At 67.7% G+C, this 20,931-nt stretch carries 17 protein-coding genes; 4 read left to right on the forward strand and 13 right to left on the reverse strand.

What is annotated here, in order from left to right; genetic code table 11:
- Window positions 1–33: 33 nt before the first annotated feature.
- From EV192_RS10045 to EV192_RS10065, 5 genes are all read right to left on the reverse strand, one after another.
- The gene (locus EV192_RS10045; RefSeq protein WP_243726752.1) at window positions 34–1,332 is read right to left on the reverse strand and encodes a cytochrome P450; all 1,299 of its coding nucleotides are present in this window, start codon (window positions 1,330–1,332) and stop codon (window positions 34–36) included.
- Window positions 1,333–1,496: 164 nt separating this feature from the next.
- Window positions 1,497–3,110, reverse strand: coding sequence for a carboxylesterase/lipase family protein (locus EV192_RS10050; protein WP_132113695.1), 1,614 nt, complete (start codon window positions 3,108–3,110; stop codon window positions 1,497–1,499).
- 33 nt (window positions 3,111–3,143) lie between these two features.
- Entirely contained in the window at window positions 3,144–3,842 is a 699-nt protein-coding gene (locus EV192_RS10055; RefSeq protein ID WP_165960324.1) for a TetR/AcrR family transcriptional regulator, read from the reverse strand.
- Between the two features lie 77 nt (window positions 3,843–3,919).
- On the reverse strand, window positions 3,920–5,110 hold the full coding sequence (locus EV192_RS10060) for a PucR family transcriptional regulator (protein WP_132113699.1): 1,191 nt from the start codon (window positions 5,108–5,110) through the stop codon (window positions 3,920–3,922).
- Between the two features lie 17 nt (window positions 5,111–5,127).
- A complete protein-coding gene (locus EV192_RS10065; RefSeq protein ID WP_132113701.1) occupies window positions 5,128–6,168 on the reverse strand; it encodes an alpha/beta hydrolase family protein in 1,041 nt (346 codons plus the stop codon).
- Window positions 6,169–6,317: 149 nt separating this feature from the next.
- Between EV192_RS10065 and EV192_RS10070 the strand changes: the two genes are divergently transcribed.
- A complete protein-coding gene (locus EV192_RS10070) occupies window positions 6,318–7,049 on the forward strand; it encodes an esterase/lipase family protein (RefSeq protein ID WP_165960325.1) in 732 nt (243 codons plus the stop codon).
- Here the strand turns inward: EV192_RS10070 and EV192_RS10075 are convergent.
- From EV192_RS10075 to EV192_RS10105, 7 genes are read right to left on the reverse strand one after another with little or no spacing between them, the layout of a single operon-like run.
- The gene (locus tag EV192_RS10075; RefSeq protein WP_243726753.1) at window positions 7,046–8,005 is read right to left on the reverse strand and encodes a Gfo/Idh/MocA family protein; all 960 of its coding nucleotides are present in this window, start codon (window positions 8,003–8,005) and stop codon (window positions 7,046–7,048) included. The genes EV192_RS10070 and EV192_RS10075 overlap by 4 nt on opposite strands.
- A complete protein-coding gene (locus EV192_RS10080; protein ID WP_132113705.1) occupies window positions 8,002–9,387 on the reverse strand; it encodes a zinc-binding metallopeptidase family protein in 1,386 nt (461 codons plus the stop codon). The genes EV192_RS10075 and EV192_RS10080 overlap by 4 nt, the downstream gene beginning before the upstream one ends.
- Window positions 9,384–11,021, reverse strand: coding sequence for a glycoside hydrolase family 13 protein (locus tag EV192_RS10085; protein WP_132113707.1), 1,638 nt, complete (start codon window positions 11,019–11,021; stop codon window positions 9,384–9,386). Before EV192_RS10085 ends, EV192_RS10080 begins: the two co-directional genes overlap by 4 nt.
- Window positions 11,018–12,400, reverse strand: coding sequence for an ABC transporter substrate-binding protein (locus tag EV192_RS10090; protein WP_165960326.1), 1,383 nt, complete (start codon window positions 12,398–12,400; stop codon window positions 11,018–11,020). The genes EV192_RS10085 and EV192_RS10090 overlap by 4 nt, the downstream gene beginning before the upstream one ends.
- Before the next feature lie 2 nt (window positions 12,401–12,402).
- Window positions 12,403–13,212, reverse strand: a complete 810-nt coding sequence (locus EV192_RS10095) for a carbohydrate ABC transporter permease (protein ID WP_207925963.1) — start codon at window positions 13,210–13,212, stop codon at window positions 12,403–12,405.
- Complete coding sequence (locus EV192_RS10100; protein WP_132113713.1) at window positions 13,205–14,068, reverse strand: carbohydrate ABC transporter permease; 864 nt, start codon at window positions 14,066–14,068, stop codon at window positions 13,205–13,207. Before EV192_RS10100 ends, EV192_RS10095 begins: the two co-directional genes overlap by 8 nt.
- Window positions 14,065–15,144, reverse strand: a complete 1,080-nt coding sequence (locus EV192_RS10105; protein ID WP_132113715.1) for an ABC transporter ATP-binding protein — start codon at window positions 15,142–15,144, stop codon at window positions 14,065–14,067. The genes EV192_RS10100 and EV192_RS10105 overlap by 4 nt, the downstream gene beginning before the upstream one ends.
- A 214-nt stretch (window positions 15,145–15,358) precedes the next feature.
- Between EV192_RS10105 and EV192_RS10110 the strand changes: the two genes are divergently transcribed.
- Window positions 15,359–16,867 (forward strand): long-chain-fatty-acid--CoA ligase, encoded by a 1,509-nt coding sequence (locus EV192_RS10110; protein WP_132113717.1) that lies wholly within the window; start codon window positions 15,359–15,361, stop codon window positions 16,865–16,867.
- A gap of 43 nt (window positions 16,868–16,910) precedes the next feature.
- Here EV192_RS10110 and EV192_RS10115 read toward each other — a convergent pair whose 3' ends face one another.
- Entirely contained in the window at window positions 16,911–17,885 is a 975-nt protein-coding gene (locus EV192_RS10115) for a zinc metalloprotease (RefSeq protein WP_132113719.1), read from the reverse strand.
- A 442-nt stretch (window positions 17,886–18,327) separates the two neighbouring features.
- Between EV192_RS10115 and EV192_RS10120 the strand changes: the two genes are divergently transcribed.
- The gene (locus tag EV192_RS10120; protein WP_132113721.1) at window positions 18,328–19,506 is read left to right on the forward strand and encodes a hypothetical protein; all 1,179 of its coding nucleotides are present in this window, start codon (window positions 18,328–18,330) and stop codon (window positions 19,504–19,506) included.
- Window positions 19,503–20,915, forward strand: a complete 1,413-nt coding sequence (locus EV192_RS10125; protein ID WP_132113723.1) for an alpha/beta fold hydrolase — start codon at window positions 19,503–19,505, stop codon at window positions 20,913–20,915. The genes EV192_RS10120 and EV192_RS10125 overlap by 4 nt, the downstream gene beginning before the upstream one ends.
- Window positions 20,916–20,931 lie beyond the last annotated feature (16 nt).

Below are 20,931 nucleotides of genomic sequence, written 5' to 3' on the forward strand. Positions count from 1 at the left end.
CGGTCGACATGCTGGTCAACAAACGCGGCCTTCCTACGGCTCGACGCCGACACGTGCCTGCGGAGCCAGCGGCATGTGGGTGTAGCCGCGGAGTACGCGGTTGCCGCGGCGGACGGGCCGGCCGTCCAGGCGCAGGTCGGGGAACCGCTCGAACAGCACCCGGGTGGCGGTCGCCGCCTCCAGACGGGCGAGTTGGGCGCCGAGGCAGAAGTGCACGCCTGAGGAGAAAGCGAGATGTTCCCGGGCGTTGGCGCGGGCGGTGTCGAACACGTTCGGGTCGGGGAACACGGCCGGGTCACGATTGGCTCCGCCCAGCAGGATGAGCACCGGCCGGCCAGCCGGGAGCGAGGTGCCGGCGACCTCGGCGTCCTCCCGAGGGATACGCAGGGTGAACTGCACCGGAGAGTCGTGGCGGAGCACTTCTTCGATCGCGTTCGGCCAGCCGGCGGGTTCCCGCCGGAGACGGTCGAGTTGGCCGGGGTTGGCCAACAAGAGCGGAACCGCGTTGCCGATCAGGTTGACGGTGGTTTCGAAGCCGGCGCCGAGCACCAGCATCGCGGTGACCCGCAGCTCGGTGTCGGTGAGCCGGTCGGCGCCGTCCGCCGCCTGGATCATGTGGCTGAGCAGGTTGTCCTCCGGTTCACGACGCAACCGGGCGATGTGCTCGTCGAACCAGGCGTGAAAGCGCCGGCTGGCCGCGTCGGAACGCCGGTAGTCGCGCCAGGGCATGCCGGGTTCCAGGGCCAGCGCCACATCGTCGCCCAGTTCACGGAACAGGTCGCGCATGCCGGCGGGGACGCCGAGAATCTCGGCGATCACAGTCACCGGCAACAGCGCCGCGTACGAGCCGATCACGTCGAACGTGCCGGAGTTGGTCGCCTCGATCCGGTCGAGCAGTTCGTTGGCCAGTCCCTCCACCCGCTTCGACAGCGCGGCGATGGCACGGGCGGTGAACGCGCGCGTGACGAGCCGGCGCAACCGGGTGTGCTGTGGCGCGCTGATCGCGATCAGCGAGGGCGGGTCGACGACGCTGAGCGCCCGCGGTTCACGCACGGCGTCCAGCAGCCGCGCCAGCCGCGGGAAGGGCACAGGTGTGGGCCCGGCCTGGAAGATGTCGCTGCGCAGCAACTCGGTGGCGGTCGCGTAGTTGGCGGTGGCACTGATGAACGAGCCATGCGCCATCGCGCCCATCGCGCGAATCTCGTCGTAGGCCGGGAACGGGTCCTCCCGGAGCCTCGGATCGGCAACCAGCCGGGAGATCAGGTCACCACGCCGGCTCCCGATCCGCATCCCCAAGCCGGACAAGCCATACTGAATCGTCCAGACCGCCATCGACCGCATTGTCATTGTGGCACTCCCCTCCCGGGTTCGCCGCTTGACATTACGGACCGGACGGCATGAGCACATCGGACCGTGGCATCCAATGTCTTCTCCTACCGTGGTCGCAGGCCGGTGCCGTCTATCGGCGGAAAGGGCGGCACCGGCCCGCGAGTCTGTCAGCCGTGCGACTGCTGGAAGGCCGGCGCGGGGTAGTCGGCCCAGAAGTCGCAGCGGTGCTCGTCACTGAACTTCTCGGTCACCTTGTTGCCGCCGGTCTGCAACGACAGGATCTCCTTGGTCGTCGGGTCATAGCTGGGCATGGCGGTCAGGTCGTCCGGGTTGGGATCGCCGGTCGCCACGAACTGGGTCCAGTACTTGACCATCTGCTTGCTGAGCTTCTTCTGCTCCGAGTTCAACAACAGTTGCAGCAAGTCCAGCCGGAAGTCACCGGAGCCGACCCAGATCGTCCACAGGTACATCAGCTCGCTCGCGTGGTACGCGCCCATCCCGAAGAACGCCGGTGGTTGCGGCGCGTTCCGGTCGTTGAACTCGTAGACGTACGCGGACGACTGGTCGGCGATCCCCTTGGCCATCGCCGGGATGGACTTGCACACCGCCCAGTCCGTCTCGACCGCGCTGAGCGTGCGGTTGGTGTTGTACTCGTAGTCGCTCACCGGATACTTCTCCACGATGGCCTTGAGTTGGTCTTCGTCGAGTGACGGGACTTCCTTGGCCAGCGTGCTCTTGTACTCCCATGGCCAGATGTACTTGAGTTTCAGGTCGTAGTTCGCCCACACGAACAACGACATCTCGTCACGGTTGTTCCCCATCATCACCGGGACTTTGTTGAACTTGCCCTGGACGATCGCGTCGCCGAGCGGGAGCGGGATCATGGTGCCGCCCGAGGTCGCGTCCAGCCTGGGCGTCGGCGCGGCCATGATCTTGTCGACCGACAGGCCGCGCAGGCACTTCGCCACGTCATCGGCGTCGGCGCAGCCCACGTTGGTGGCGAAGGTGTCGGCCGCCTTGGTGCCCTGGTCCTGGGTCATGGACTGACACGGGCCGCTTTGGTCGATCGCGGCCCGGAACAACCCGGCCGCGCTGGGGCTCGCCAGCAGGGCACAGACCGCGATGCCGCCCGCCGACTCGCCGGCGACGGTCACCTTGTCCGCGTCCCCGCCGAACGCGGAAATGTTGCTCTGCACCCATTTCAGGGACGCTTCCTGGTCCATGATGCCGTAGTTGCCGAGCTCGCCGTCCGTGCCGGCGAGCTTCGGGTGGGCCAGGAAGCCGAGCGCACCGAGCCGGTAGTTGATGGTCACCACGATGATGTTCTCGGTGCCGTCGTTGACCAGCTTGTCCGGGCTGTAGTCGGCGCCGGAGCCGGTTTTGAAGCTGCCACCGTGGATCCACACCATCACCGGCAGCTTGTGGCCGTCGGCGGGCAGCTTCTTGGGCGTGGAGACGTTGAGGTACAAGCAGTCCTCATTGGTGCCCTTGTCCTGCGGGCAGGACGAGCCCGTCTTGGTCGCGTCACGCACGTCGTCCCACGATTTGACGGCCGCGGGCGGCTGCCACCGCAGGTCCCCTACCGGCGGCGCGGCGTACGGGACTCCGTTGAACTGACGCAGGGATGCAGTTGTGGTGCCAAGAATCTTGCCGGAGTCGGTCGTGACGGTCAGCGGAGCGTCGTCCGTCGTAGCACTCGCGGGAGCGACGCCTGTCAGCGCGACGGCGCTGACCACAAGCGTCACCAACGCGAGCCGACGTTTTGTACGTGCCCTTTCCATGACGGCCTCCTTGCCACATGGGAGTGGGTTTCTTCAGCCGGACGGTGACACCATCCGGACGGCGAAATCGGCGTACGTATCCGCGATCTCGTCGATCGTGTACCGCTCGCGGGTCACACCGGCGTCGGGCATGTCCGGGACCTGGAGCTGGTGAAAGTGGCTGGCGCCGTACCATTCCGCGACGCGGATGCCCATGGCGGCGATCGCGGCCGTGGTGAGGAACGGGTCGCTGTCAACGAACTCGCCTGCCGCGACACCCCGCTGGAGCACCTCCATGCCGATGCTGGCCGCGTCGACGTGGGTCTCGAGCGTCGCCTTCAGCTCCGACTCGGGCAGTGCGTGTTCCTGCCGATCACACACCCGCATCAGCAACGGGTAGGTGGCGTACATTCGCACGTGCGCGCGGACCAGGGCACGAAGTTGGTCGGTGGCCCCCGACCCGGCGTCCAGCACCGCTTGCTGGAGCCGGTGGCGATGTTCGTCGAGGCCGAGTCGCACCAGCTCGGCCAGGATGTCCTCCTTGGCGGAGAAGTGCGCGTACATCGAGCTGGGACGGATGCCGATCTGCGCGGTGATGTCGCGGACGGACACGCCGTAGTAGCCGCGTTCGGCGAATTGCACGACCGCGGTTTCCAACAGCCGCCGGACGGTGCCGGTCATGGTGGCGCGAGGCGGCAGGAGTTCGGGAAGGTTCCGGGTGTCGCCCGGATGCCCCTTGGCGGATGGTGACACAACCCACACCCTAACGAACATTCGTTAGGAACGCTAGACCAGGGACAACACCAAAAAGGAAGTGGGTCGGACAGGGCTCACGGGCGGTCACGCAGGCGTTGCGCCGACAGTGCGGCGAAGAGGGCTGCCACGTCGGCGGGGCGCTCGAACGACCGGCCGGTGAGTTTCTCGATCCGGTCGAGCCGGTTTCGGACCGTGTTGCGGTGGCAGTAGAGCCGGTCGGCGACGTCACCGGTCGAGCCCTTGGTGTCCAGCCGGGCCGCCAGGAACACGAGCAGCTGTTCGTGGTCGGGCTGGGCGAGCAGGGGTGCGAGCACCGAGTCGGCGACGTGAGCGCCGATCTCGGGCGCGGCGGCGACCAGCACGCCGACCGGGTTGGTGTCGAGAGCCGCCGCGCCGCGCGTACCCACCGGGAGGCTGGTTCGCGCGCTGCCGGCCATCCGCAGGGCGGCGGCGGTGTCGAACAGGCGGGCGTACCAGGGGCTGACCCCGACGCGACCGGTCGCCACCGCGGTGAGTGCCTCGACGACGTGGGCGATGTCGGTCCGGGCCGGTGCTGAGGCGATGCCGACCTGGTCGTCGGTGCGCGGTCGCCACACCGAGCGCATCCCCAGCCTGCGCAACGCCCGGTTGAGCGCCGATCCGTCGTCGGTCAGATCAGCCGCCACGCAAAGGAAGCTGCCGCGTTCGTGCAGACCGAGTGCCTGCGTCGTGCCGCCCAATGTGGACCAGTCGGCGATCCTGTTGTCAATCAGGGAATCCAGCAACGCGAGGCGTTGCCGCTCGTCGTGGCGGGCGAGGTCGACCAGCGTGTCCTGGTAGGCGTCGGTGACCGCGGTCGAGAAGACGTCGACCACCGACCACACCGACGACACCGCACGGGCCATCTCGTCCGCGGGGATGTCCGAGTCAGCGGACGCGCGTTCGATGATCGCGTCCCAGATGATCCGCAGGCCGATCCGGTGGGCGTGCAGCAGATCGCCGAGGGACATGCCCTGGGCGGCCCGCAGCCGCACGCCGAGCTGCACCGGATCGGTCCGGATCGGATCACCGTTGGCCAGGCTGGTGAGCAACCCGCGGCCGACATGCGCGATGTTTTCGCGCACGTCGGCCCGCTGCTGGGCGTTCAGCGCCTGGTAACGGTCGATCTCGGCGAACATCGCCTCGGCCGCGCGGTCAGCCAGCTCGTCGGCGTTTCCGGCGAGCAACTCCTTGGCCATCCGCGTGACAAGCGGGTCGCGCCAGTACCCGCTGCCGATCGCCGTCATATCCCGATCATAATGCGCTACCTGGCCGGCGGCGGGTCCATGATCGTGGCCGCCGTCGCCGGGATACCGTCGCTCCAGATTCCCATGCCAGTGAGGTCGCCGAGCTGTGCGCCCAGTCGCGCACTGTCCGCCAACGCCTGCCAGTTGCGGTACAGGCCGTAATACTGGATGTGGCTGCGATGGCACTCGAAGTAGACGCCGAGCTGGTCGAACTTCTCCCCGTCGGGGCAGTCGTTGGAGCTGGTGTGCTCCGCGGTGTAGACCTTCACGTCCGGGTGGCTGTTGTCGCTGAGCACCCGCACCCGCTCCTTCGTGCCGCCGGGCGCCCGCATCCGGTCGTATTCGGGGAGAACCGTGTCGTTCCCGGTACCCCAGTTGACCACGAGCACACGCGTGTTCTTCGGAAACGTGATGTCCTGGGGATCAGCCGGGACCTTCTTCAGGTAGCGCGGGTCGTTCATGAGTATCCAGAAAGAACTGGTTCCCCAACCGTGCCCCTCAACCTTGCTCGACAGCCATGGGGTCATGCCACCCCCGTAGGAATGGCTCCATAAGCCGATGTTGGCGAGGTCCATCCGGGTGGTCATGGTCGTCGCCTGCACCCAGCCGTGGTCGACCTGCGGGTAGGTCATGTCCGCATACCAGTCGAGATCGGCCGCGGGCAGGGAGGTGTAGTTCGCGAATGCCACGATGTAGCCGTTGCTGACCATGTTGTCGATGACGCCCTGGTACCACCATGGCCACATCGCACCCCAGCCGTGCGTCATGAACACCACCGGCCGTTTGGCATCGTCGCAGGTTCCCCCACTGCGCGGCGTGCCCGTGCCGGTGGGCTGGTAGAGCCACACCCACAGTCCCCAGTCCGTCTTGTTCGCCTCGTCGGTTCTGCTGCTGCCGCACGGCCCGGCGCCGCCGAGTGCACCGGCGGCCGGCTGCGTCGGCGGTGTCGGCTGGTCGGCCGCTACGGCCTGACCGACTCCGGCCATCATGACGGTGGCGGCGAAAGTGACCGCGACGGCCGCTTTCCATAGCCGAGTGTGTCCAAAGTGTCTTCCCATGGTGACGAACCTCTCTGTTCTGGCACCGAAGTTCACCCATGGTGCAGGACATCGAGGGCGGCGTCTCTGGGCGCGTGCCGCCGATGTCGCGGACCGTTTTGTGCGCCCGCACAACGACTTACCGCCAGCCAGGTCCTACGGTGGTAGACATGAGCACCAGGCCCTCCGCCGGGTACAACGACCTGACGTGCAAGCCGTCGTCACGACACCCCTACCCGGTGATCTTTCTGCACGGCATGGGGTCCAACAAGAACGCTTACACGAAGAAAGGCGCCAGGCTGGCCGCGGCAGGCTACTGCGCGTACTCACTCACCTATGGCGCCCATTCGTGGCTTCCCAAGCTGGGTGGCGTCACCGACATGGTGGCCAGCGCGAAGACCGTGGGATCGTTCGTGGCGAAGGTGCTGGAGCACACCGGGGCGGCCAAGGTGGACCTGGTCGGCGCGTCCGAGGGCTCGACCGTCGCGGCCTATTACATCAAGGTGCTCGGCGGCGCCGCGGTGGTCAACCACCTGGTGGGTGTGTCGCCGAACTACGCGGGCACCACCAAGGCGATTCGGGCGCGCGCACTGCCGTCCCCGCTCCGGAAGCTAGCTTGGCGTGCGGGTGCCGCGTTCCTTCAGTTCTCCCCTGACTCGGACTTCATGCGCGAGCTGAACTCCGGTGGCACCGCGGCAGTGGACGGCGTGCGGTACACCAACATCCAGAGCACGTACGACGACGTCGTGGTGCCGTTGCGCAGCGGCCAGCTGGATGTCCCGAACGCTACCAACATCATCCTGCAGGACGGCTGCGAAGAGAACCACGACGGCCACATCGCCGCCATCCTCAGCGAACGGGCCTTCGAGTTCACGCTGAAGGCCCTCGACGCGGAGTCCTAAGCCTGGGCCAGAACGGAGTCCATGGTCGCCATGATCGCGACGGTTTCGTCCAGGGGCATGAGTGGACTCTCGGTCTCGCCGGCCGCCAACCGGCGAGCGACCTCGTCCGCCTGGTGGCGAAGGCCGCGGCCGTGGTGGTCCCGCTCCACCCTGATCGGTTCCCCCCGGCGTGGCACCAGGGTGAACGACGTCGGTGCGTAGAAGTCGCCGTCGATGTCGATCCGGGCATCCGTGCCCACGATGCACGCCCTGGTGGGGCTCTTCGCCCGCAACGTACAGGTGAGGACCGCCTGCGCCCCGCTGTCGTAGCCGAACAGCATCGAGGTCTGCCCGTCGACACCGGTGAAGGCCGGATCGCTCATGACCATGATCCGGCTGGGCGCACCGAGGATCATGGAGGCGAAGGAGACCGGGTACACGCCCAGATCCAGCAGCGCGCCACCACCCAAGGCGGGCGAGAACAACCGGAAGTCGGGATCCTCGGCGAACCACTGCCCGTGGTCGGCGGTCACGGTCACGATGTCACCCAGCGCGCCATCAGCGACCAGCTCACGGATTCGCTGGATGTGCGGGAGGAACCGGGTCCACATCGCCTCCATCAGGAACAGCCCGGCGTCGCGGGCCACGGCGACCAGTTCGCGCGCCTCCTCGGCGTTCATCGTGAACGCTTTCTCCACCAGCACGGGTTTCCCTGCCCGCAAGGCGAGCAGTGCGTTGGGATGGTGCAGGGGATGCGGGGTGGCCACGTACACGACGTCGACTTCCGGGTCGGCGGCCAGGTCCGCGTAGTCCGCGTGGCGGCGGTCGATGTCGAAGCGGTCGGCGAACTTGTCGGCGGACGCCTGGCTGCGCGAACCGACGGCGACCACCGTGCCGGAGTCAGTATCGCGTAGGTCAGCGGCGAACCCGCCCGCGATCAGGCCGGTGCCCATGATTCCCCACCGCAGCGGCTTCACCGGGCCCCTCCGCGCATGTCGCCCGCGGCGACGCCACGGGTGGATTCAAGGATGCGGATGGTCGTCCTGGTGATCGGCACCAGACCATCCTGGTCGATCTTGTCCACTGTGTCCATCTTGTCGAACAGGTAGAACGGCGCGGTCAGGAACTGGACGATGGGGTAGCCGGCGAGGTGGTAGCCGCCCGCGTCGGTGCCGGGGCGTTCGCCGACCGCGTTCGGGGCCAGCAGCATCGACCGTTCCAGGTGCTCGGCCCGGATCGCGCCGATGACCGCTTCTTCCAGGCGGGGGATGCGGCTGGTGAAGAACCAGCGGGGCACCGGCAGGCCGGTGGCCACCAGTTCGCCGTCCTGCTCGGCGAACTCGCTGGCCGCGTGTTCCAAGTGGACGGCCAGGACGAGCCGCTCGTCCAGCGCGGCGCGGTGTGTGGCGATGAACCGGGCGTCGGCGGGATCGCCGAGGGTACCCATGTGTCCGGCGTGTAGGACGAACGCCATCCGGTGTGGGCGTTCCGCGGCCGGTCTGCTAGCCCAGTATGTGGCCTGTGCCAGCACGAGCGCGATCCCGCTGGCGTCTTCGACCGCGGATGCCCATGGTCCATCGTGATGGGACCCGATGATCACCATGTCCTCGTCGGCGCCGGGCAGTTCGCCGACGACCGTGTTCGCCTGGAACGGTTGACAGGTCGACTTCACGGCCAGGCGGACGCGGACGGGGCCACGGGTGAGCTGTTCGTGCAGCCAGGCTCCGTCGCTGCCGCGGATCCACATTCCGGGGATGGGCCGTTGCACCGCGTCATACGGCACGAAGTAGTCACAGGAGTCGCCGGGATAGTCGGCCAGGCACCCGATGAACGCCGAGGCGCCGGCCGCCATCGACGGTTCCATCACCTGCATGCGTTCCAGCGCGAACGGCAGCACGACCTCTTGGGACAGCGTGTTCGCCGAGTCGAGCCGGCGGCTGGCCATCTGTGACTCCGGCGCGTCGCCGACGGCCATGAACAGCGCTGCCGGCAGCCGCATCAAGCGGATGTCATACAAGGATGCCTTGCCGGACACCGCCGCGGGGTCTTCCGGGTCGAACGCGGCCAGTTCCAGCTCCAGGCCGTCGACCGGGGCCGCGAACGGAACCGGGAAGCAGTCCAGGACAACGGGCGCGGCGTCGCCGGCCAGCACCTCCAGCGACCAGTCGTTCGGCTCCCACCGCAGGGTCGGCACCGGTTCGAGGCGGACGTCCTGCATGCCGAGCCGACGGAACTCCTCAGTGCAGAAGCGTTCCGTCCAGATGTCCGCCGGGTAGCCGGAGCGTCGGATGCCCTGCTCGACGATCTGTTCGATCCAGGAGACGATGGTTTCCTGGCTGGGTACCGCGTCGTCGATCACTCCGCCTCCGGGTTCTTCAGCCATACCGCGGTGTCCGGCGGCAGTTGGTCGTCGACTCGGCCGCTGGCCAGCAGCACACGGTGGTGTGGCGGCAGCGGCACAGGTGTCGAGCCGAGGTTGATCAGGCACGTGAAGCTGTCGCCTCGGGTGAACCGCAACGTGTCCGCCGGGGTGTCGACCCAGGCCATCGGGCCGCCGCGCGGCCGTGTCGAAATGGCCGCGCGGTACAGGTTCAGCGTGGAGTCGGGTTCGGCGAGCTGGGCGGCGACCGTGTAGTCGGCCCAGTCGGTGGGTTGCGGCAGCCAGGTGGCCATGCCGTCCGGAGAGAAGCCGTACGGCGGTGCGCCGCCCGACCACGGCAGCGGCACCCGGCAGCCGTCGCGAGTCGCCAGTGTTCCGCTTGAGCGCCACCAGATCGGGTCGTCCCGCGCGTGGTCCGGGATGTCGAAGACCTCGGGCAGGCCGAGTTCGTCACCCTGGTAGATGTAGGCCGACCCGGGCAGGGCCAGCATCAGTAGCGCCGCCGCCCGCGCCCGGCGGGCGCCGGCCGCGGTGTCTACTTCGGACTCAACTGGCATGTTCGGTATCTGGTAGGAACGTCCATCGACGACGGTGTAGATCGGGTCCTGCCAGCCGTACCGGCTCGCCATCCTGGCGACGTCGTGGTTGCCGAGCACCCAGGGCGCCACCATGTCCGATCCGGCGGTCAGGCCGGTGACGGTCTCGATGGCCGCCCGGACGGCCGCCGCGTCCCAGGGCGCGAACAGCAGGAAGAAGTTGAACAGCTGGGGCAGCCCGCCGGACGCCACGTACGGCGCCAGATCCTCGGGCAGGGCGTAGATCTCGCCGATCGCGGTCCGTCGCCCCGGGAACACGTCGTCCGGATAGGACTCGAGGATGGTCCGCCACGACCGGTACAGCTCGTGCAGTTCGACGCGATGCCGGTACGGGCCGGGTACCAGGCGGGGCTGCCGCCCGTCGGGCAGGTCAGGCAGGTCGGGGTCCTTGTAGAGGGCGCTGGCGACGTCGATCCGCAGCCCGGCCACGCCACGGTCGAGCCAGAACCGCAGGACGTCCTCGAACATGGCCGGCACTGCCGGGTTGCGCCAGTTCCAGTCAGGCTGCCCGGAATCGAACAGGTGCAGGTAGTACTGCCCGTCCGGGACACGGGTCCACGCCGGTCCGCCGAACGACGACGGCCAGTTGTTCGGCGGCTCGTCCCCGGCGGGTCCGCGGCCCTCGCGGAACACGAACAGTTCGCGTTCCGGACTGCCCGGTCCGGCGGCCATTGCCTGCTGGAACAACGGATGCGCGGTGGAGCAGTGGTTCGGCACGATGTCGACGATCACCCGGATGCCCAGCCACGCCGCGTGGGACACCAGCGCGTCGAAGTCGTCCAGGTCGCCGAAGCGCGGGTCGACGTCGCGGTAGTCGGCCACGTCGTAACCGCCGTCGGCCATCGGGGACGGATAGAACGGCGACAGCCACAAGGCGTTCACGCCGAGGTCGACGAGGTGGTCCAGGGACGATCGGACACCGGCGAGGTCGCCGATGCCGTCGCCGTTCTCGTCGGCGAAGCTGCGGGGATAGATGTGGTACACGACGGCGTCGTGCCACCAGGGAGTCTCGGTCATCCGTTGTACTGTTTCAGTGCGTCGTTGAGTGCGGTGTCGGTGGTCTTGACGACGTCGTCGACCGGTTTGCCACCGGACAGCAGGTTCTCGGTGGAGGCGTTCAGTGTCCGCTCGAACTGGTCGTACGGGCCGATGGCCGGCGCGGGGTTGTTCGGGTCGACCCGTGCGAGTTCGTCGGCGGCGACGGCGAGGATCTTGCCGGCGCTGTCGGTCTTGTAGAACGCCTGCAGCGCGGGGTCGTCGGAGATGCCTTTGACGAACGGTACCGCGGAGCCCTCCTTGTTCCAGGTGACCAGGTTGTCCTTGCCCTGCATGAACTTCATGAAGTCCCATGCGGCCGCCTGCTTGGCCGGGCTGGACTTGCTGACCAGGTAGAAGCCGCCACCGTCCACATTGACCTGACCGGCCTTGGTCACGCCGGGCAGCGGGGCGGCGACCAGGTCCAGTCCCGGGATGGTCTTGCCGGCCAGGAACGCCTTCACCGAGCTGGCCGCGCTGGACGTGTCGATGGTCATCGTCGCGGTCTGGTTCACGATGGACAGGAAGTGGTCGGGACTGGCCAGGCTGAACGGGTACTCCTTGAGCAGGCCGTCGGCCTTCATGTCGTGCAGCCACTGGTAGACCGTACGGGTGGTCGGGTTGTCGAACGTCGACTTGTCGGCGGGGCCCTTGCGGCCGTTGCCGTTGCTGACGATGTCGGCACCGGCGCCGGCCAGCCAGGAGTTGATGATCTGCGGGTCCTGCCGGAAGCTGAGCGGCGCCTTCACCCCGGCCGCCTTCAGCTTGCGGGCGTCGTCGAGCAGTTCGGTCAGCGTCGCCGGCGGCTTGTCCGGGTCGAGACCGGCCTTGCTGAACTGGGCCTTGTTGTAGTACAGGACGGGCACTGTGACGTGCGCGAAGCCCGGCCAGTACTTGCCGTCGAGAGTGTAGGTGTTGCGCACGACCGGCACGATCTGGTCGAGGTTGCCGCCGGACGCGCGGACGCAGGACTCGGCGGGCATCAGCGTGCCCTTGTCGATGAACGACCGCAGCCGTTTCGGGTCGACGTCGACCAGGTCGGGCAGCTGGTTCGGGCCGATCGCGGAGTTGTACTTCGCGGTCAGGTCGGCCGCGGGGCCCTGCTGACTCAGCACGACCTTGACCTTGCTCTGGCTGGAGTTGTACTGCTGCACCAGGTTCTGCAGGGTCTTCTCCACCTCGGCGGACCGGCTGTGCCAGAACTGGATCTCCACCGGACCGGCTGCGTCCTTCAGCGCGTCGACCGGGCAGGCCGACCCGGCCGCGGCCGGCTCGTCGCCGCCGGAACCACCGCAGGCGGCCAGCGTGAGCCAGCCGGCGAGCGTCAACGCCACCGCGCGAAGCTTTGCGGATCTACGCATGTTCATCCTTTCACCGCACCCGCAGTGAGGCCGCGGACGATCTGTCGCTGGAAGACGATCAGCAGGAACAGCACCGGAACCGCGGTGATCAGGGCACCGGCCGGCAGCAGGTTGAGGTCGTTGGCCGAGAAGCTGAGCCCGCGCAGTGCGACCTGGAGGGTGGCCGCTTCGCTGCTCTCCACGACGGTTCTCGGCCAGAGGTACTGGCCCCACGCGCCCAATGCCGCGATCAACGTGAACGACGCGACCACCGGCCGGGTCAGCGGCACAGCGATGAGGAACAGCAGGTGCAGATGGCCGTGCCCGTCCAGGCGGCTGGCGTCCTTGATCTCCGAGGGAATCCCGGCGAACGCCTGGCGCAGCAGGAAGATCCCGAACGCGCTGGCCCCGAACGGCAGCACCAGCGCCTGCATGCTGTCGATCCAGTGCAGGTCCCGGATCGTGCCGACGTTGGCCAGCAGGGTGACCTCGATCGGCAGCAGCATGGTGGCCATGCACACCGCGAACAGCAGCCGCCGGAACGGGAACTTCAGGAACACGAACGCGTACGCGGCCAGCACGCCGGTGACGACCTGGGCGAGCGTGATCAGCACGGTCATGATCAGGCTCTGTAGCGCCGCGTGGCCCAGCCCGGCGCGTGTCCACGCCTCGGCGAACGCGCTCCACTGCGGGTGGGCCGGATAGAGCGGGGAGTCCTGCAACGCGAACTCGACCGGCGGCGTGAGGGCACGCACGAAGGTCAGGTAGATTGGGAACAGGACAATGAGCGACAACACGCCAAGCAGGGCATACCAGCCCGTTTTCCTAATCACCATAGTGCACCCGCCTGCTCAGCAGCCCGAACTGCAGCAGCGCCACCAGCCCGGTCAGCACGAACATGCCCACCGACTGCACCGCCCCCACACCACGGGTCTCCGGACTGTTGTTGTGGAAGACGGTGAACAGCAGGGTCTGGGTGGACTTGCCGGGGCCGCCCTGGGTCAGCAGTTCGATCTGGGCGAAAGCCTGCAGCGCGAAGATCGTCAGCACCACGGCGAGGAACAGCAGCACCGGCGAGATCAGCGGCACGGTGACCCGGAACATCCGGCGCACCGGGCCGTACCCGTCCAGCCTGGCCGCCTCCAGCACCTCCTCGGGCACCGCCTGCAACCCGGCCAGCACGATCACGAACGACACCCCGAGGGTCTGCCAGACCAGTGACAGTGACACCGCGAACAACGCGATGTCCGGGTTCTGCAACCAGTCCACTTTGAACACGCCGATGGTCGGGTTGATCAGCATGGCGAAGACCACCGCGGCGACCGCTCCGGACGTGGCGATGGTGGTGGAGAAGATGGTCTGGAACACCTTGATGCCGCGCAGCCGGCGGTGCGCGGCCGTGGCGAGCAGCACCCCGAGCACGAGGCCGGCCGGCACGGTGATCAGCATCATCGCCACACTGCGCCAGACCCCGCCAAGAAACTCCTTGCCGGTCAACACGTCGACGTACTGCTGGAGGCCGACGAACCGGTACGAGGCGCCGCCCCGGACGCTCTTGTACGTGCCCCAGGACAGCAGTTTCACCAGCGGCACGAAGAAGAACATGACGAAAATCGCCAGCGACGGCACGAGGAACAGCAGCGCGAGGCCGACTTCCCTGGCGCGGTACTGTTTCAGTCTGGCGATCACGTCAGCCGCTGCCCGGACTCGGTGTCGAACACGTGCACGTTGGCCGGGTCGACCGCGAAGGTGACCACGCCGCTCGGCGGGTCGCTGGTCGCCCGGACCAGCAGGTCCTGACCGTCCAGCGTGCAGAACACCAACCGGTCGTGGCCCAGCCACTCGCTGGCCCGCACTTGTGCCTTCACCGTGCCCGCGGCGTCGAGGGACAGGTGCTCCGGCCGCACTCCGACGGTCACCAGTCGGCCCTCCTCAAGCCGGGTGCGCAGCCCGGTAGGGATCGGGAACCACGCCTCACCCACGGTGATCCCCTCGACGGTCACCTTCCCGTCCAGGCAGTTCATCGGCGGCGAGCCGAGGAACCGGGCGACGAACTGGTTGGCCGGGGCGGTGTAGATCTCCTCGGGTGTGCCGGCCTGCTGCAGGCGGCCGGCGGACATGACCGCGATCCGGGTCGCCATCGTCATGGCCTCGGTCTGGTCGTGCGTCACGTAGATGACGGTGGTGCCGACCCGCTGGTGCAGCTCGACGAGTTCCCGTCGGGTCTGGGTGCGGAGTTTGGCGTCCAGGTTGGAGAGTGGTTCGTCCATCAGGAACGCTTTGGGCCGGCCGACGATCGCCCTGGCCAGCGCGACTCGTTGCCGTTGCCCGCCGGACAGCGCGCGCGGCTTGCGGTCGAGATACGGCGTGAGTTCCAACGCCCGTGCCGCCTCGGCCACCCGCTCGGCGCGCTCCACCTTGGTCAGCTTGCGGGTCGTACCGTCCACAGGGTAGCGGCGGGCGATCAGTGGCGACTCGATGTTGCCCCGCACGGTCATGTGCGGGTACAGCGCGTAGCTCTGGAACACCATCGAGACGTCCCGTTGGGCGGGTTCGACCCGGTTGACCACGTCGTCACCGATCCGCAGCGTGCCGTCGCTGATCTCCTCCAGCCCGGCGACCATCCGCAGCGCGGTGGTCTTGCCGCACCCGGACGGGCCGAGCAGCACCATGAACTCGCCGTCCCGCACGTCCAGCGACAGCCCGTCGACCGCGGTCACGTCGCCGTACCGCTTCGACACGCCCTCGAACGTCACGCTAGCCATCCACCCACACCTTCCTAACGAATGTTCGTTAGGATGTGCGTTGACTCACCATCCGTCAAGAGGCAATCCGACAATCCACACCATTGGGCATCCGCACACCCAGGCCGCTTGAGCCGGGTGCGCGCGCCCAGTGACCAGCCGACAGCCGGTCAGGCATGGTGAGTCCGGCCTCGGCCGGACAGGGCACGGGCTTCTCCAGAAAGGGACAACCACCGTGAGCTTCAACCTGGCGACGATTCTGCGCGAGTCCCGGCGGGCTCATCCGCACCAGCCGCTGTGCCATGACCGGACCGGCACCTTCACCTACGAACAGGTCGACGACCTGTCCGGCCGGGTGGCGACCAGCCTGCGGGACCTGGGGCTGAAGCCAGGTGACCGGGTGGCGGTCCAGTTGCCGAACGTGCCGGAGTTCCTCTACTGCTACTTCGCGATCCTCAAGGCGGGCCTGATCATGGTTCCGCTCAACCCCCTGCTGCGCGCCGCCGAGATCGCCTATCACCTGTCGGACTCGGGAGCGAAAGTGCTCATCACGTTCGAGTCCTGCGCCGCGCAGGCGGTTCTCGCCGCGACGATGACCACCTTCGTCGTCAACACGCCGGGCACCGACACACGACCTGAAGCGACTCTGCCCTTCGACGACCTGTACGCGGCCGAGGACACCGGAGAAATCGAGCCGACGCGCGCCGACGACCCAGCCGTCCTGCTCTACACCAGCGGCACCACCGGACACCCCAAGGGCGCGGAGCTCACCCACTTCCAGCTCTACATGAACTGCACGGTATCCGGGGAGCTGTTCGGGTTCCGCCCCGACGACGTCGAGTTGGCGGTGCTGCCGCTGTTCCACGTCTTCGGGCTGTCGAGCGTGCTGAACATGGCCGTACGGTTCGGGGGCGCGATCGCACTCGTGCCGCGATTCGACATCGCGCTTGTGCTCGACGCGTTGGAGGTCCACCGCTGCACGGTCCTCGCGGGCGTCCCCACCGTGTACTTCGGACTGCTCCGAGCCGACCTGACCAACCGGGACCTGTCAGCCGTGCGGATCGGCGTCTCGGGCGGAGCGGCCATGCCCGGCGAGATCCTGCGGGAGTTCGAGGAGAAGTTCCCCGGCGTGGTGATCCTCGAGGGATACGGGCTCTCCGAATCGGCCAGCACCACCACGTTCAACATCAGCGCCGCCCAGCGCAAGACCGGCTCGATCGGCAAGCCCATCTGGGGCGTCGAGACGATGATCGTCGACGAGGACGACCGGCCCCTGCCACCCGGTGCCGACCAGGTCGGCGAGATCGTCATCCGCGGCCACAACATCATGCGCGGCTACTGGAACCGCCCAGCCGAAACCGCCGAGGCGTTCCGCGGCGGCTGGTTCCACTCCGGCGACCTCGGCTACGCCGACGACGACGGTTACCTGTTCGTCGTCGACCGCAAGAAGGACCTCATCATCCGCGGCGGCTACAACGTCTATCCGCGCGAAGTCGAAGAGGTGCTCTACACGCACCCGGCCATCGCCGAGGCCGCGGTGATCGGCCGCCCGGACGAGCGCCTCGGTGAGGAAGTCGTCGCCTGCGTGACGTTCAAACCCGGCACAACCGCCGCCGCGGAGGACGTCATCGCCTTCTGCCGTGAACAGTTGGCCGCCTACAAGTACCCCCGCGAGATCCGTGTGCTCGACGCCCTTCCGGTCGGCCCCACCGGCAAGATCCTCAAGAAAGCGTTGCGCACGTGAGCTCAGCCGATCTCGCGTCGCACGAGGCTCCTGGTGTGTCGGCTTAGGCTGACCGCGGCTGTCGGTAGGCCGCCCAATGGTCGGCTGCTCGCTGTGCCTGCCCGGGGCTGAACGTGGTCATGCAGGAGTCGTCGCTGTAGTCCATGTAGTTGTGCACTGGATCGGTGCCGGGGGCGGGACAGCTGTCCTGGCCCTGTGGGCAGCCCGCGGCCGGCTCCGCTTCGTACGGGGTGTCGTCCACTTCGTCGCCCGGCGCTTCGCAGCCGCCTTGGAAGGTGTGGTACAGCCCGAGCCAGTGGCCTACCTCATGGGTGGCTGTCTTGCCCTGGTCGTACGGCTTGAATGCACCGCCGGGCACCGTGTTGTACTTGACCACCACGCCGTCCAGCGCCGCCGAACTGGCGTAGTCCTTGGGCCAGGTGGCGATGCCGAGGAGCTTGCCGTCCCCGGGGGCTTTGTAGCCGGGGTTGTTGAAGTAGAGGTTGAGATCCCCGGCCCTGCCCTTGTGCAGCTTGGTTTTCATGGCCTTCTCGGCCGGGCTGGCAGTGACCGCCTGGAACCAGTTCTGGTTGTCCGTGCGGTCGGTGCCCCTGAGTACGAAGGCGAACCCGGTGGCGGCGCCGAAGTTGTTGTTCAGCACGGCGATCTGCTTCCGCACCGTGTCATCGGTGATCTTGCCCGTGTCGCCGGTGGACACCACGTGCACGTACACCGGGATCTTCACCTGGCCCGTGGCCAGGTTGGCGTGGATCTTCCCGTCCTGGCCCTCGACCAGCATCCCCTGCGGCAGCTGGTGCTGGTCGAACAACTCCTGGAGGATCCTCTCCTCGGCGGTCTGCTCTTCGACCACTTCGGACTCCGGCGGATTGTCCGGGTCGTGCCCGGGGTCGTCCACCAGCCTGGCCTGAGCGCAGTCCGTCTTCGCCGTGGCGGCCGGTGACGTCTCGGCGGCGGCACCGGGAGTGACCACCATCCCGCTGGCCAACGCCAATGTGAGGAGTGCTCCGAAAACTCTCATCACCCGTCCCCTGCCGTGTGACTCACCCGTCCACTCGAACATAGGCAGGAGATCAGGCAGCGTACAGGTATCGAAGGAGTGACACCGGCCAGGAACACAGCCGCCCGCTCCGCCGCGGCCGCGCGGTTGTTCGAGGATTGTTGAAAAGCTCGATCGCGCTACCGAAACCTGCGGATACTTCGGGTAGCTGGCCATCCTCGCGAGGCTGGCCGGCCGGTTATGAGGTCAAAGCACGGGGAGGTACACGAATGGATGCTGCAACTGAGCATGACGTCGTCAACGAAGACGCGGTGTTCGACCTTGACAACATCGGCGAGGCCGACTTCAACGTGTTGACGTCCGTCCGCATCTACTAGCGGTTCCAGCTAATCAACAGATGCGACGGTTCTCGTGCGCGGAGCGCTACGCCACGAGAACCGTCCTTCCGACCAGGGTGAAACACATGTCAGACGCGACAGCTGTCTCGGTGACCAGTCGGGTGTGGCGGACCTTGCTCACGTTGCTCCCGAGCTCCGCCGGCCCCATCGCTATTCAACACGCACCCTTGACGGCCCGAGGTCAGCTGGGATCGCTGCGCGAGCCGTTCTCGTCGATCCAGTACCCAACCGGAACCCGGGCCCATCTGATCGACGCGGTCGGTCAGGTGCTGGAGCCGCTCGGCGCGGCCGCGAGCACGTTCGACGGCCACCCGGAACTCGCCCAGCTCAACGCGGACATCGTGCGGTTCCGGGACCTGACCATGATCCGCCGGGCCGAGGTACTGTCCTGTTTGAACTGCATGACGGAGCAACGGGTGGCGTTTCAGCTGGTGCCCGCGTTGTCATGGGCCGAGCACTACGCCGATCCCGACGGGTGTTGCGTGCTGTACGAGGCGGCTCGCAGCCTGATCAGGGTGAAGCCGCAGGACCAGCAGTCCCGGCGGGTCCTGGAGCGGATCTCCCGCCAGGACGTCAACCCGCGGCTGGCGACGGCCGCCGCCATCCAGCTCGGGGCCGCGTCGGTCCGACTGGACCACGACCTCGACGCCGCCGCCAAGGCGCTGGACGTGGCCGACCAGCGGCGCGCCGAGGTCGACCGGACGGACACGCCGTTCGTGGCGGATCTCCTGGACAGCCGTTACTACCGGGCCTTGGCCCTGCTCGCGTTGAAGCAGCGCGACTTCAAGCTGCTGCGGTCCTCAATGGACGGTACGATGACGGCCGCGATGGCGCTGATGGCCCGAACCACGCCCGCCGACGAGTACCCGCTGCTGGTCGCACGGGAGAACATGCGGCTGGTCGTCGAGGTTCACCTGGTGGCGGCGACTGGCGCCGAGAAGCCCGACCAGTTCTCGCGGTGGGCCAAGCGGTTGCTCGACCTGGATCCCGAGGACCCGTTCACCTGGCAGTACCTGTCGATCTACGGGGCGCGCTGCGGTTGTGTCGTCGAGGCCGCCCTCGCGGCGTCCGGCATGGCGATCATCGGCGGGCTCGACCATGTCGGTGTGAGCGAGGCGCTCGGCGCGGCCAGGGTTGGCGACTTCCGGGACGACGATCTGGTCGAGAAGATCCTCGGCACCCTGGAAAGCCTTGTGCGGCCTGAGAAGCCCGCCCGGATCGAACAGCCCATGAGCGTCGCATGAGTGCGGCGGTCGACAGGCTCCTGCGCCGCGTCCCCAGCCCGGCGTCGACCATCTCGCCGGAGTTCGACCTGGCCCGTGCGGGCGGGATCGCCCCTGAGGACAGTGTCGCCTTCCATCGCGGCCGGCTCTTCGTCCTCAGCGACCTGCACGGCGGCAGGATGCTGCACGAGTACTCCGCCGGTCGACTGGCGGTGCAGCCCGACGCGGGTGCCTGGATCCACAGCCTGGAGTCAACCGCGCGGCTGACCGCGTGGAACAGCAGTCCTACGAACGAGAACATGACCGCGACGGACTACAACAACGGGCGCTGGACGGTCGACCGCGAGCGGGTGAAGAGCTTCCCGACTGTCTCGTCGCTGCACCATCCGGACGAGCCGCTGGTGTTCCAGTCTCGGAGGGTGTCGCCGGGCGTGAGCGCCTGCCGCGTCCTGCGGGACGACGGCACCGTCATGGCCCGCTGGCGCTGTGCCTTGATGGGCCGTGGTTTCTGGTTCGACAACATGCTCTGGTACACCGACGAGGTGTGGCCGTCGCAGGTCCTTGTCGGGCGCGGCGGCGACGACTTCGCGGTGCTCACGCGGCATCAGCTGCCTCCGGGGATCCTGTCGAGCCTGGTGTCGGACGGTTCGGTGGTGGCCGGCATCTGGAGCGACCCCGGGACACCGGCCTCGCTGCTCACCGCCGGTTCCGTCGGGGAGCTCGCGGACACCGTGGCCGCGTTCGCGGAGACATCGGACCCACGCCCTTACCGCAGCCATTGCGGCACCATCGAGGACCTGCCCTGCGTGGTGTACACGCCGCGCATCTCGGTCGTCGGCACAGTGCTTGTGCTCCACGGCGGACCCCACTCGCTGAACTGGCCGGTCTTCTCGCCGTTGATCGGGTACCTGTGTGAGAGTGGCTGGCGGGTCGTCGCGCCCAACGTGAGCAGCAGCGCGATGGGCTCGCGTGAAACGGATGTTGAGAGCGAGTACGGGGTCGACGACGCCAACGACGTGACGCGCCTGGCGACAGCTTTCTCGGACGGCCCGGTGGCGGTCGTCGGATGGAGCTACGGGGCCTACCTCGCGGCCCGTGCGGTCGCGCTTGGGTTGCGGTGCGCGGGAATCGTCTCCCTCGGCGGCTTCTTCAGCCCGGAGGCGATCAACGAGGCGCACCCCGCGGTTGGCGCGTTTCTGCGCGCGTACCGGTTGCCCCGGACGGATTCCGGCGACATCGCGCACGTCCCGGTGCTGGCGGTGCACGGGCGCCATGACACCCGCATCAAGGTCGATGTCCATCGCGATTACGTGCGGCGACTGCGGTTCGGCACGTTCGTGGAACTCCCCGACGATGGCCATCTGATCATCACCGACGCCGGCGCCGCCATCGCCTATCCCGCACTGGCGGCCTGGCTCGCCGGTCTCTGAGCGGTGGCGGCTCGCC

Origin of the sequence: Actinocrispum wychmicini (genome assembly GCF_004345645.1) — a bacterium.
GTDB lineage: Bacteria > Actinomycetota > Actinomycetes > Mycobacteriales > Pseudonocardiaceae > Kibdelosporangium > Kibdelosporangium wychmicini.